This is a genomic window from Rhodococcus sp. 008 (assembly GCF_001682295.1).
GTDB classification, from domain to species: Bacteria; Actinomycetota; Actinomycetes; order Mycobacteriales; family Mycobacteriaceae; genus Rhodococcus_F; species Rhodococcus_F qingshengii.
This window is the reverse complement of the sequence record NZ_CP012749.1, coordinates 4,750,271-4,763,895: the sequence shown is the minus strand read 5'-3', so window position 1 is coordinate 4,763,895 and position 13,625 is coordinate 4,750,271. Positions and strand designations below refer to the sequence as shown.

9 protein-coding genes are annotated in these 13,625 nt (G+C 56.3%); 5 read left to right on the top strand and 4 right to left on the bottom strand.

Translation table 11 applies throughout. The features are described from left to right. The first annotated feature begins 581 nt into the window (after positions 1–581). Positions 582–1,067, top strand: coding sequence for a DUF3846 domain-containing protein (locus tag AOT96_RS22195; RefSeq protein ID WP_065352321.1), 486 nt, complete (start codon positions 582–584; stop codon positions 1,065–1,067). A 595-nt stretch (positions 1,068–1,662) separates the two neighbouring features. Here AOT96_RS22195 and AOT96_RS35385 read toward each other — a convergent pair. Next, positions 1,663–1,917 carry a helix-turn-helix domain-containing protein gene (locus AOT96_RS35385; protein WP_065352907.1) on the bottom strand — a complete coding sequence of 85 codons (255 nt, stop codon included), beginning with the start codon at positions 1,915–1,917 and terminating at the stop codon, positions 1,663–1,665. Positions 1,918–2,181: 264 nt separating this feature from the next. Between AOT96_RS35385 and AOT96_RS22185 the strand changes: the two genes are divergently transcribed. Further along, positions 2,182–3,390, top strand: a complete 1,209-nt coding sequence (locus tag AOT96_RS22185) for a hypothetical protein (RefSeq protein ID WP_156778972.1) — start codon at positions 2,182–2,184, stop codon at positions 3,388–3,390. Between the two features lie 247 nt (positions 3,391–3,637). On the opposite strand, the gene AOT96_RS35380 is transcribed toward AOT96_RS22185, so the two are convergent. Continuing rightward, the gene (locus AOT96_RS35380) at positions 3,638–4,027 is read right to left on the bottom strand and encodes a hypothetical protein (protein ID WP_143173145.1); all 390 of its coding nucleotides are present in this window, start codon (positions 4,025–4,027) and stop codon (positions 3,638–3,640) included. A 1,009-nt stretch (positions 4,028–5,036) separates the two neighbouring features. Here AOT96_RS35380 and AOT96_RS22175 point away from each other — a divergent pair. Continuing rightward, positions 5,037–6,086, top strand: a complete 1,050-nt coding sequence (locus AOT96_RS22175; protein ID WP_065352906.1) for an alcohol dehydrogenase catalytic domain-containing protein — start codon at positions 5,037–5,039, stop codon at positions 6,084–6,086. 44 nt (positions 6,087–6,130) lie between these two features. On the opposite strand, the gene AOT96_RS22170 is transcribed toward AOT96_RS22175, so the two are convergent. Together AOT96_RS22170 and katG are read right to left on the bottom strand one after the other, a co-directional pair. Next, on the bottom strand, positions 6,131–7,942 hold the full coding sequence (locus AOT96_RS22170) for a helix-turn-helix domain-containing protein (RefSeq protein ID WP_156778971.1): 1,812 nt from the start codon (positions 7,940–7,942) through the stop codon (positions 6,131–6,133). Positions 7,943–8,216: 274 nt separating this feature from the next. Then, positions 8,217–10,418 carry a catalase/peroxidase HPI gene (gene katG, locus AOT96_RS22165; protein WP_065352905.1) on the bottom strand — a complete coding sequence of 734 codons (2,202 nt, stop codon included), beginning with the start codon at positions 10,416–10,418 and terminating at the stop codon, positions 8,217–8,219. 415 nt (positions 10,419–10,833) lie between these two features. On the opposite strand from katG, the gene AOT96_RS22160 reads away from it, so the two are divergent. Both AOT96_RS22160 and AOT96_RS22155 read left to right on the top strand, forming a co-directional pair. Further along, entirely contained in the window at positions 10,834–12,465 is a 1,632-nt protein-coding gene (locus AOT96_RS22160) for a methane monooxygenase (RefSeq protein ID WP_065352317.1), read from the top strand. Between the two features lie 83 nt (positions 12,466–12,548). Further along, complete coding sequence (locus tag AOT96_RS22155) at positions 12,549–13,592, top strand: FAD-binding oxidoreductase (protein WP_065352316.1); 1,044 nt, start codon at positions 12,549–12,551, stop codon at positions 13,590–13,592. The last annotated feature ends 33 nt before the right edge of the window (positions 13,593–13,625 follow it).

Genomic DNA, 13,625 nt, shown 5'->3' with positions numbered 1-13,625 from the left:
GCGAGCACGGACTGTCGATTCCTGCTCGCTGTAGGAATTGGTTGGCACCACGGACCAGGATCAATGCCTGAAGGTCGGGGCCGACAGGTGCGCTTCGATCTTCTCCAACCGTGGCGCTGCAACCAGGGTCGTTGTGAACGGCAGCCCATATCATCTCGATCCTGCAGCTCAGCCAAGATTTCGAGCATCCTTCTCATCTGAAACGCCAAGTTTGCGCCTTTATCGTTCAACTCGACACTCCTTGATTATAGAAGCGGAGGTTTCAAACCTCGCTCAATCTACCCGGCAAATCGACGCCTCCCCTGCTTGCGACAAGATTCGCCTCGCCCCTCGCTAGTGACACGGAAAACGCTCGCGCCAATCATCAACCAGTTGGACACTCGAATATCGAAGTTAGATTCACCTAAACCTAAAGGACGCGTGGTGTAGCAGATATTTACACAATTATGCTGATGTGAGTAAATAGTCGAGTAACATGTTTTTCGATCTCGATAACTGCCACGAGTACACATCAATGTTCGCTGCCGTTGTTCTCCAGCCGACCGGCTGGAGATAGCGCCCACGAACGAAGGTACCAAACCATGGCAACCGGAATCGTCATACCGTGTGAACAGTCAACTCCAATCTACGAAGGTCGTTTCACCGGCCTCCGGGACTACCAACTGGCTGTCGATGGTCATATCGAGGCCTTAGATCTCGATATGCCTGCAGGGACGATCTTCGCGAACGATGAGTCGAAGATCTTGGGACTGCCCTTAAACCGCCGAGCGACTTTACTGTGGTGGCTCAGCACGCCCATATTTCGACATCGCGATGTTATTTGCGGAAACGCGGTTTTAGTTGGGCAACCTGACTCCGAGGGCGAGACTCAGAGCATCCCGCAAGATCTGCGTGCCCTGCTGCTCGATCGGGCCAACTATCGCGTCGAAGTGCAGACTGCCGGGGAGACCGAAAGGTGGGCTGGCAATCAATTGGTCTTCGAAGACTACTTCGAGGCGGCAAACTGGGGACTTTCGCTTTGGGATCGATGGACGCTCGTCACTCGGGTGCGTGTCGTGGACGCGTAATGCGCCGGTGGTGCCAGTGAGAGAGCTCGAAGTTGAGCTTTCTACTTCCCGCACCACCGGACTGTCCTAGTGTTCGTGTTTCAGAACAACGCGAATCCGACCGTACGCATGAACACCACCGCGTGCCATCACACGCGACTGACTTCTCGACATGAATTAGGTCCCTCGTCATCGGAGCAACCACGGCTTGCGCGGCAGCGAACTCCCGCAGATCAGTTGGGTAGCCGTAGACCAACGCCACAGCAAGAATGCACTTCTCATTGGTGCGGGCGGTTTCAGTGGCTCCGATACTCATATCCGCCTTTACTATCAGGTCTACTGTTTTCGTCAGACACTCATCCCTCAAGTTGTTACTATCAGGTCTACTGTTTTCGTCAGACACTCATCCCTGAAGTTGTGATGCCCATCGTTTCCGTCCCGGATTCTCGACACGGTGCCACACCGCCGCAAAGAGAGACCGAGGGCGGACACCACTCTGATTTCGTGTTCCAAGAAGTCAGACCGGTGAGCCCGTCATATTCGACGAGAACCGAAATCGACAAGCTCTCGACCTGTTACAGATTCGACAGACAAGCCCGCTTCGGCCAGGCTGGACCTACTCCCCCGCAGGCAGAGGTAACCCGTCCAGCAGAGCGCCTGGTGTCGTATTCAAACCGAAGGCGATCTTGATGATGTTCTCCAATCGCAGACTGCGTTGGCCGCGCTCCACCTTCCCCAGCTGAGTCCAGTGAATGCGGCACTGAACGGCGGCAGCTTCCTGACTCAGCCCCAACTCCTCGCGTCGGGCGCGGATACGTGCACCAAATTCGCGGGTTGTTTCGTTCAGGGGAGGCTTTGCTGGTTCCGACACGAATCCAACCTCATACGGCACACGCGCAAACGGCCAGAGCGAAACGTACGCATGCGCTTTACACCCATGCGTATATGCCTTACTTTGAACATGCGGAACGGACACGGTTCTGGCCGATCCGTTCACGTCGAACCCACGCGGAGGTGGGCAACCAAACATGGAAAGGGGGTGCGGCATATGAGCGGCGGAGGAAACTTCATCAGTGGCGGCGGCAACTGAAGCTGACCGAAGAACCATGGGCGCAGGGTCTCCAGCGAATTGCATATGAGTGCGAATTCGCTTGATACCCTGCGTTTTTCGTCTTCTCAAAGTGACTTCTGCTTGCTATACTGCAAGCAGAATATGCGTGACCCCAACCAACGACTCGTACACCTCAAACTGGCATTCTTTGCCTTCATAGTCGCAACCGTCGGCCTAGCTTTGATGGTTCTCGGCAAATACCTGACCACGCAAAGCATGTCCGGGTTCATCAGCTTCCTCCCAATCAGCGAGGTGGGAGGAACGCTGCTCGTCGCCGGCCTCGTCGGCATCGGGCTGGATCTCTGGATCGACGGTGACCGGGGCGTCGTTATCGAGAAGCTCGTCGAAAAAGTCATGCTCCGCGCACTCGGCAAACTCGCTCCTACGTTGCGCGATTCCGTAATCCAAGCCTTCGCCGACAACATCGATCACCTGTCTGTCGTCGCTACCGACGAGTTCCTCGATCGCTTGGCACGAAATGCGTTGACACTCAGGCTCGGCGACCGCACCTTCGCCGAAGACATCTACGAAGACGTACGAGATATGGCCATCGCTGCCACCGAGCGGTGGTACGACACCAAAATCAGCATGAACCTCTCGCCCCTGCCACTAGAACCTCAAAACGAGGCTCCCCCAGCCTTTGTGCTGACCGCTCGGTATGAGTACCAGGTAAGACCAGCAACCATCAATCGACGCTTCACAGCCGTGTCGAACTTACGCGAGTACCGCGCAATCATGGAAGAGCCAGGCGACACCTCAGTCTGGTATATCAACCCCGCCAGCGGATTCGACGGAAGCACACGCGAAGCATTCGAACTCGTCCAGTTCAGCGTCAACGGCGAAGATCGACCCATCCGCCGCAACCTCCGTGCGAGCGGACAGACCTACACCGCCAACATCAGCAAAGACGTCGTCGACAGCCTGGAACTCGTCACCATCTCCTACACCTATCGCACCATACTTCGACAACACGGACACATGCTCCACGTCGATGTCGAACAACCGTCGAAGGGCCTCGATGTCGAACTGGAATACGGGGACTGTGGCATAGCCGAGATGCGCCTCATACCGTTCATCTCCAGCAGCAAGAAAGTACGGAATTTTGAGATGCCGTCAACGGTGCCGGAGAAGACAGTTGGGATCGGATTCGATGGCTGGGTCATGCCACGATCCGGAGTAATCGCGGTCTGGATACTTCAAACTGAGAATCCGACGCCTACAGCTTCGCCTTGAAATAGATCAAGTATTACCAGATGAAAATAGGACACCACTTAGACTCGGTAGAACTAATCCGTAAACTGTTCAAAATCGTCAAATGACACAGGCACATCGCCGAGAGTGCAACAACCCTAGGATTTTCAAGCGAAGATACAAATACGCTTTCCATTTCAAAAACCAGGAGATGCTCCACAGAATGGAGCCAATTAGTGTGTTAATAACACAAAGACACCTGATCAAAATTCAGAAACGATCAGTTAACCTAAGCCCGTTTCAGTTTTTCTCCGACTGTCGACGCTAGCTGATTAATCCAACTCTCATGCTGATCAAACCGACCCTTCTCCTCGACAAAAGATTCACCAACTGCATTTTGAAACTTATCAAGTTGATTACCGATCATCTCACGATGTCCGTTGAGTTTCGACGTAATCCCAGCATCAACACGTTTGACTACACTACTGAGAGAAGATACCTCACTTTCGAGATTTTCGACCTGATCCCCTAATGCGCTCGCCTCACCCCGAAGAGAATTGACGTCATCGCGTAACTCACGAACGTCCACCGCATTCGATTTTTTCGCCAACTGATCTTTGATCACAGAGAATTCACTGTGCATATATTTGAATAGCTTGTCATATTGATCGTCATTCATCCTACTTCCAGATTAAATGAAACAGGACATTTCAGCAAGAGGAAATGGAGTATCGACATATGAAGCTAATGAATGCCAACAGACACCAACCCAAATTCGATGCTACTGCCATATCCGCAGCTTACAATTGACATTACTCGCTACGACTGGCAAATCTCCGCCCTACCTCGAATTCAGTGATCCAATCTTTAAGCTGTCAACGGATCGCCAGGTTAGGCGGTTGTGCCGCTGACGGACCCACCTCGCAACTAGGCAGTTCATGGAGAGAACCAATCGGTTCAAATGCAACTATGCGTGCCGGATTCTTTCCACATTCCGAATACTGCTCAGACGACGAACCGTGTAGGATCGGCTCTGCGTTCTCGATATGGCGGGTCGCCTTAACAATATGGCCACAGTACAACCGAACACGCCATCGCATAGTCTGTGAGTCGTCCGGTCGGCTCCATGTTCTGCCATTCACGATGTGCACCTTCGAGTCGGCATTCAGACGCTAAACTTCACAAGTTCCTCACCGCGCCAATGCACCCGGTTCCTAACCACCCTCAGGCATCTGCTGGTCTCGATAATCACGATGGCCGCAGCTCATACGCTTCGAGTGGGATGCTCTGGATTCGATGAAGAGCAACCGAGAAACCGTCGCCCATCAGCGACCCATAGCTTCTCCCTTTAGGAAGCTAACGCCATAATCGGTGATGCCTGGCGCGGACCGGCATCCACCAGCCACTACCTCATATTGTTTCGCCAGGAACCGAAGCGCAATCCGCCATGTCATCTCTCGCAATCGTGGCCAGATCGGTCCCAATTGCGGTATGACGTCAAAGAGACACCGCCGAGCAAGGTCGCCGCTACTTGGGATCTCGGATTCGGGAATCGTGGAGAGGCAGTTCGCTATCGATGACAGAGGTCTGTCCCGAATATGCGAATGTGCGCATTCGACGAGCGTCGAGCAATACCGTCGAATCACCCGCGCGACAAGGCGTGGGTGTCATCGTCGAAGGAGACAGACATGAAAGCACTCGTCTATCACGGTCCCGGCAAGAAATCGTGGGAGGACGTGCCCGACGCAGTCATCGAAGATTCGACCGATGTCGTGGTCAAAGTGGATACGACCACAATCTGCGGGACAGACCTGCACATCCTCTCCGGTGACGTCGCCGCCGTCACCGAAGGACGTATCCTCGGTCACGAAGCAGTGGGGACCATTGTCCAGGTCGGTGATTCGGTAACCGCATTCTCCGTCGGAGATCGTGTCCTCGTCCCTGCTGTCACCAAATGTGGGCGATGCGCGTATTGCCAATCCGGGATGCCATCTCATTGCCAAACCGTCGGGGGGGTCGGATGGATCCTCGGACATCTGATCGACGGAACACAAGCGGAGTTTGTCCGCGTTCCGTACGCCGATACGTCCCTGTACGCGATTCCGGACGACATCTCCAATGAACAGGCGATCTTTCTCGCCGATTCACTGCCCACCGGGTACGAAGTGGGAGTGTTGGCGGGCAAGGTTCGCCCCGGCAGCACCGTGGCGGTAGTGGGAGCCGGCGCGGTGGGGTTGGCGGCGATTCTCACCACCGGATTGTGGGGCGCGGCCCGCACCATCGCCATCGACTCCAACAAGTTCCGACTCGAAAAAGCCCTCGAATTCGGAGCAACAGACGTCGTCGAAGTCGGACCGGGAACCGTCGCCGACGTCATAGCACTCACAGACGGCCTCGGCGTCGATGTCGCCATCGAAGCAGTCGGATATCCGGAAACACTCCTGACTGCAGCATCGTTGGTGCGGCCCGGAGGGACCATCGCCAATGTCGGAGTTCACGGAACCCCAGTCGAGTTGCCGATGCAGGACTTGTGGATCCAAAACCTCACCCTGACCATGGGTTTGGTGGACACCGTCTCCATCCCGACGCTGTTGAAGATGGTCGGAACAGGACGTATCCGCTCAGAACTGATGGGCACGCATTCATTCACCTTCGACGAATTCGACCGAGCGTATGACACATTCGCTCATGCAGCCGACAACAAGGCACTCAAGGTGATCATCTCGCCGTCCTCCTAGCCACCCGCATTTCGGCTGAGATTCCGCCCCAATATGACGGAATCTCAGCCGATATAGCTGATCCCGAAGGCATCAATCTTCCTGTACAACGAGGACCTACTGATTCCGAGCAGAGCAGCAGCGTCGTACCGATTTCCGCCTACTTCGTACAGCGCCTGGATGATCGTGTCGCATTGCGCAGTATCGAGGGGCGAGAGCTTGCGGGTCGCATCACGAAAGTGCAGTCGCGGCAAGTCCGATGATTGGATTTCGCCAAAGGGTTTGTTCGCCACCACATGTCTGAGGACATCCTTTAGCTCACTGATGTTCCCCGGCCAGGAATATCCTTCAAAGACCCGAACGACCTGCATTCCCAGGCGCAACGAGTGCCGGGTCGAGATCTCACGAAGGATGGAGCGAGCGATGTCAGCGATGTCGTCGACACGATGCCGTAGCGCAGGAATTCGAGTCACCTCGCGAAAATGTGCACCTACAAGCGCATACGGGTGACTCTGGTCAACAGCAGTTGCGTCGACACAACCGATGATCATCGGCGGATCAATTGCCTTGGAAAGAATGAGCAGAGCGTTGTTTAGTGCGCGTGCATCGTTGACATTGAGACTGTTCAGCGATCGCAGGACCAATAGTCGATGTGACGCTCGATCTGATAACGACGTCGACAATCTCTCCACGGCAGCAGAGACATCGAGCCGCACGCAGTTGACTGTCTCGATTGCAGCGCCGGGATATTGCGAGGTGAACATCGCTGCCGCCATTGTGCTCTTGCCAGTTCCTGCCTCGCCGACGAGAAGCTGATTGCGATGCTCGGAGATACTGACAGCAACTGCCTGCCGCGCCCTCAAATACGGATTGAGCAGCGACTGGTTCTTTGTCCGTTGTACTCTGCGATTGTCACCGGTGAGGTTGGTCGTGTAGTCACGTGGACCTACCGAGCCGACGTGTGCACCTTGACGGCTTGTCGATCCTCCGCCATCGTGCATATCACTCACAGTCACCGAACTTGCGGTCAAAACGCACCCCGTCACCTCACCGAGATAAACCACCGGTTCGAGGTCGACATCCACATTTCCGCCACCCGACAGCGCGATCCGACAGGACCCGAAATCCCCGTTCAACAACGCCGAACGCGCATGCCTGACCAACCCATCGAAGTCGCGCCTTGCGACCTGCGGACACAGCGAAGCTGTATGCGTGAACAAGTGCGTACCGTCGGTTGCAAGAACGAGACGATTCCCGCTCTGAGTTTTGGAGGCGAAACACGCTGCCAGCGAACCCGTTCGACGTTGGTCTACTTCAACGACCAACTCGTGAATTTGTTTTGCCAAGAATCTCGACACCGAGACAGCCATCGACGAATGCTCCGAAAGGTGGTTGATTACCACCACCACCCCAAACACCGAACCATCGAGATCCCTGATCGGTGATGCCGCCTCTGCAATGGCGACCAATTCGTCATTCCAATGCTCGGGCCCAACAACACATTCCGACGTTCCCGTCTGCAGACAAAGATGCCCGGCACTGGTACCAAGCCGTGATTCGTGCGCATCGGAACCTACAAGCATCCCGGCAGAGTTCAGCATGTACTCCAGCGCCGGGTCACCGTCATACCGAAAACACACCCGATGACCGACATCGATCACGACGACCGAACTCAACCCGTCCGGATCCGATTCGAAAAAATCCGCAAGGATTACTCTGGCAGCTTCGACGAGTCGGGTACCACTCGAATCCTCCTGAAAATCGAACGCCATTCCATTCAGGCGTCTCTCGCGCGGACCCCGGCATCGGTACCAGGACGCGAGTATCTCGGGCCGGACGTATTTCGCAACATCAGGAGCGCAATCGGCCTTCTTCAAGGAAGATCGTGCAACGAGAACCTCAGGCGATATGTGATCCGTTTCCCGCAACTTCCTGAACTTCCGCTGTGTATGCCACCGAAATTACAGTATCAGTGTCCAATAGAGAACGGGAAAGTCCGCATGGCAGATATCCGGAACGACCACCGCCGCAAACTATTGCACGGCACCTACACCCGTTTCCACTTCGTGAGGGAGAACGGCCGTCCCGACTGATTGCCAATTGTGGAGCGGTGGGACGGCAGAGCCAACCTACCGCCCCCCCGAATTGGGGTCAGCCCAGATCGAATCGGTCAGCCATCATGACCTTGTCCCAGGCCGCGACGAAGTCGTGCACCAGCTTCACATGCGCATCGTCACTGGCGTACACCTCAGCAAGCGCACGCAGTTCCGAGTTCGAACCGAATACGAGGTCATTTCGCGTTCCCGTCCATCTCACCTTCCCCGTCTTGGTGTCCTTGCCCTCGTAGATACCTTCCTGTGAGGTCGGCGCCCATTCGATGCCCATATCGAGGAGGTTGACGAAGAAGTCATTGGTCAAAGTGCCCGGAGTGTCAGTGAGAACCCCGTGCGACGTCTTCTTGTACGTCACTCCTAGGACACGCAGTCCACCGACGAGAACGGTCATCTCGGGAGCGCTCAGACCTAGAAGGTTCGCCTTGTCGATCAGGGAGTATTCAGCCGGTAGCCGTTGCCCCTCCCCCATATAATTGCGGAAGCCGTCTGCACGCGGCTCGAGCACGCTAAACGAATCAACATCTGTGCGCTCTTTAGTTGCGTCTGCACGGCCCGGGGTAAACGGCACCACGACGTCGCATCCTGACCTCTTCGCCGCGGCCTCGACCGCTGCGACACCTCCGAGAACAATGAGGTCAGAAAACGAAATCTTCGCCCCTCCAGCTGAATTGAATGAGTGCTGAATCTCTTCGAGTGCATGGATAACTTCGGCAAGCTCGTCCGGTTCGTTGACCTCCCAGCTAGCTTGCGGTTCGAAACGGATACGACCGCCGTTTACGCCACCGCGCTTGTCACTCGCACGGAAGGTGGAGGCTGCGGCCCATGCTGTAGAGATTAACTGAGCTTCAGTTACGGCCGATTCCAGAATCACCGCCTTGAGTCGAGCAATATCGTCGGCGCCTACGGGGTCGAAGTCGATATCAGGTATCGGGTCTTGCCATAGTTCCACCTCGGCTGGCACTTCAGATCCGAGGTAGCGCGATACCGGGCCCATGTCGCGGTGGGTGAGTTTGAACCAGGCCTTGGCGAACTCGTCCGCGAGTTCTTCCGGGTGTGCGAGCCAACGACGCGTGATCTTCTCGTACGTCGGATCAACGCGCAGCGCGAGATCGCTGGTCAGCATCGAAGGGTTACGACGCGCCGTAGGATCGGCGGGGTCCGGGACGAGGTCGGCTGCTGCACCATCCTGCGGACGCCACTGGTGCGCTCCTGCGGGGCTCTGAACAAGTTCCCACTCGTATCTGTAGAGAACGTCAAGAAAACTGTTGTCCCACTGTGTGGGGGTCGGTGTCCAGATTACTTCGAGACCGCTGGTGATCGCATCTGCCCCGGAGCCGGTGCCGTAACTGCTGCTCCATCCGAAGCCCATGTGTTCGATCGACGCACTCTCTGGTTCTGCACCCACGAACTGGTTCGGATCAGCAGCACCGTGTGTTTTACCGAACGTGTGGCCACCTACGATGAGAGCGGCGGTCTCTGTGTCGTTCATCCCCATCCTGGCAAAAGTGTCGCGGATGTCGATTGCTGAGCGCACTGGATCTGGCTCGCCGTTCGGCCCTTCCGGATTGACATAGATGAGTCCCATCTGAACGGCGGCGAGCGGGTTCTCGAGTTCTCGGTCGCCAACGTATCGCTCGTCGCCGAGCCATGTCTGTTCTGGACCCCAATACACATCCTCGTCCGGCTCCCACGCGTCGACACGACCACCCGCGAAGCCACAGGTCTTGAATCCCATCGATTCGAGAGCGACGTTGCCGGTCAGGACGATGAGGTCTGCCCAGGACAGATTCGCACCATACTTCTTCTTCACCGGCCAGAGCAGGCGACGAGCTTTGTCGAGGTTTGCATTGTCGGGCCAGCTGTTTAGCGGCGCAAACCGTTGCATGCCTGCCCCCGCACCCCCTCGACCATCCAGGACGCGATAAGTGCCGGCTGCGTGCCACGCCATTCGAACGAAGAACGGACCGTAGTGACCGAAGTCGGCAGGCCACCAGGGCTGCGAGTCTGTCATCACGGCTTCGATATCCGCTTTGACGGAAACTAGGTCAAGACCGTTGAATGCAGCCGTGTAGTCGAAGCCTGGTCCCATGGGATTGCCGACTATGGGGTTCTTCTTGAGGATGCGAAGGTTTAGGCCCTTCGGCCACCAGTCCCGATTGCTTCCACCTTCGACAGGATGACGTTGTCGATCGTGAAATACCGGACACTTACCCGCTTCCAGAGACGGGTCCTGATTCAACTCGTCTTCGCGGGTTACCTGACTTACTGACACTGGCAATTCCTTCGACGTGGTTCTGGTGAGTCCTGCGCTCACCGCGCTGTGCAGCTCGAAGAACAGGGACGAAAACCGTTCGACCCGTTCGCTATTGAAGTCATCGTGAAGCCGAATGACCAACCTAGCTGCCGTGTCAGTAATAGCACTGTTCTGATCCAGATCACGATGATTCTCAAAATGGGACGGCCAAGCCAAGTCGGCAACAAATCCGGAGCCGACCGTGTCCAACCGCCCCGATACGGACAGCTTCAGCTGAGGACGAAAAAGTGTTGTAAATCTCAAAGTGAGACGAATGAGATCTAGATCACGGTGTTCAATCAGGTGCACATCTTCCCGAGAAGGTCGGCAACCCGCCGATCTCGCATCCAGGAGGCGCACATTGAGTAGGCAAAGCCTTACCAAGGCACACGCGAAGATCTCGGAGCTTACGTGGGAACCCACGTTCGCGACACCTGCGACTCGCTTCGGAACCGACTATACGTTTGAGAAGGCTCCGAAGAAGGATCCGCTCAAGCAAATCATGCGGTCCTACTTTCCGATGGAGGAGGAGAAGGACAACCGCGTCTACGGCGCCATGGACGGCGCTATCCGCGGCAACATGTTCCGTCAGGTTCAGCAGCGCTGGCTCGAGTGGCAGAAGCTGTTTCTCTCGATCATTCCGTTCCCCGAAATCTCGGCGGCACGCGCCATGCCTATGGCGATCGACGCCGTGCCCAATCCCGAGATCCACAACGGTCTCGCTGTGCAGATGATCGACGAGGTTCGTCATTCGACGATTCAGATGAACCTCAAGAAGCTCTATATGAACAACTACATCGACCCCGCCGGGTTCGACATGACGGAGAAGGCATTCGCCAACAACTACGCCGGCACAATCGGCCGCCAGTTCGGCGAAGGATTCATCACCGGCGACGCCATCACCGCCGCCAACATCTATCTGACCGTCGTTGCCGAAACCGCCTTCACGAACACCCTGTTCGTCGCGATGCCGGACGAGGCGGCCGCAAACGGCGACTATCTGCTTCCAACCGTCTTCCACTCCGTCCAGTCGGACGAGTCACGCCATATCTCCAACGGCTACTCGATCCTGCTCATGGCTCTGGCCGACGAACGAAACCGCCCGCTCCTCGAACGCGATCTGCGGTACGCCTGGTGGAACAACCACTGTGTGGTCGATGCAGCGATCGGAACATTCATCGAATACGGCACCAAGGACCGCCGCAAGGACCGCGAGAGTTACGCAGAAATGTGGCGCCGGTGGATCTACGACGATTACTACCGCAGCTACCTGATCCCACTCGAAAAATACGGCCTGACTATCCCCCACGACTTGGTCGAGGAAGCATGGAACAGGATCACGAACAAGGGCTACGTGCACGAAGTCGCAAGGTTCTTCGCAACGGGATGGCCGGTCAACTACTGGCGCATCGACACCATGACCGACAAGGACTTCGAGTGGTTCGAGCACAAGTACCCAGGTTGGTACTCGAAGTACGGAAAGTGGTGGGAGGAGTACAACCGCCTTGCTTACCCCGGGCGCAACAAGCCGATTGCGTTCGAGGAAGTGGGCTATCAGTACCCGCACCGCTGCTGGACCTGCATGGTGCCCGCCCTCATCCGTGAGGACATGGTCGTAGAAAAGGTCGACAACCAGTGGCGGACGTACTGCTCGGAGACCTGCTACTGGACCGACGCGGTTGCCTTCCGAAGTGAGTACGAAGGCAAGGACACCCCGAACATGGGTCGGCTCACCGGTTTCCGCGAGTGGGAGACCCTTCATCACGGCAAAGATCTCGCTGACATCGTCTCGGATCTTGGCTACGTGCGAGACGACGGCAAGACCCTCGTCGGCCAGCCGCACCTCAACCTCGATCCGAAGAAGATGTGGACCCTCGACGACATTCGCGGGAATACCTTCCAGAGCCCAAATGTGCTGCTGAACCAGATGACCGAGTCAGAGCGGAATGCGCACATCGCGGCTTATCGGGCCGGTGCCAAAACGCCTGCTTGATTCAGGCTCGGTGGGCAGTGCCTGAACACCGGCGCTGCCCACCGTATTCAGCGTGATCGACACATTCAATTCAGGAGACCCTCGTGGCCGACACCCACCGAATCACCTTCGAACCGGTCGACATAGAGATGGACGTCCGCGAGGACGAACACATCCTCGATGCGGCGTTTCGGCAAGGAATCCATCTCATGCACGGCTGCCGAGAAGGACGCTGTTCGGCATGCAAATCGTTCGTACTCGACGGTGACATCCAGATGGAGAATCACTCGACCTTCGCGTGCAACGAAGCTGAAGTGGACGAAGGATTCGTACTTCTCTGCCGCACAAAGGCATACAGCGACTGCACCATCGAACTTCTCAATTTCGACGAGGACGAACTCCTCGGCGGAATACCGATTCAGAATGTGACCACTCGGGTCATTGCACTCGAACCTGTCACCGACGACATCGTTGCCCTTCGGCTCGAACCCATCGACCCCTCGGTATTCGAGTTCAAACCGGGCCAGTACGCCGATCTGCGCATCCCAGGAACCGACGAGCACAGGTCCTTTTCCATGGCGTCGACGCAATCCACACCAAACCAGGTCGAATTCCTCATCAAGAAGTATCCCGGGGGTAAGTTCGCGACGTTACTCGACGACGGAATCTCGATCGGCGACGAGATCGCACTGACCGGCCCCTACGGATCATCCACTCTCAAGGACGGCCATGTTCTGCCTGTGGTGTGCATCGGTGGAGGCGCCGGAATGGCCCCCATTCTCTCGCTTGTCCGCCACATGAGCGAGTCAGGAAACACTCGCCCCGTCCACTTCTACTACGGTGCGCGGACACCGAACGATCTGTTCTACATCGACGAAATCAACGCCATCGGCAACGGACTGGTCGACTTCACCTTCGTTGCGTGCGTGTCTGATTCAACCGGCGCACCAACTTCGGGGTCGATATCGGTGAGGGAAGGCAACGTCACCGACGTCGTGAAGCAACTGGAACCGAACATCGCCAAAGCAGAGGTCTATCTATGCGGGCCACCCCCGATGGTCGATGCAGCACTGACCCTTCTGGACCTGTGCGGGACCCCCACCGACCAGATCTTCTACGACAAATTCACGAGCCCGGCATTCGACTAGCCCGGTATTCAACTAGCAGGCGTCGAGATTCCC

What these genes read in the sequence shown, in the direction of transcription:
- AOT96_RS22195 (WP_065352321.1), top strand. Translation starts at nt 582, where the DNA reads ATGGCAACCGGAATCGTCATACCGTGTGAACAGTCAACTCCAATCTAC.
- AOT96_RS22185 (WP_156778972.1), top strand. Translation starts at nt 2,182, where the DNA reads ATGAGTGCGAATTCGCTTGATACCCTGCGTTTTTCGTCTTCTCAAAGT.
- AOT96_RS35380 (WP_143173145.1), bottom strand. Translation starts at nt 4,027, where the DNA reads ATGAATGACGATCAATATGACAAGCTATTCAAATATATGCACAGTGAA.
- AOT96_RS22175 (WP_065352906.1), top strand. Translation starts at nt 5,037, where the DNA reads ATGAAAGCACTCGTCTATCACGGTCCCGGCAAGAAATCGTGGGAGGAC.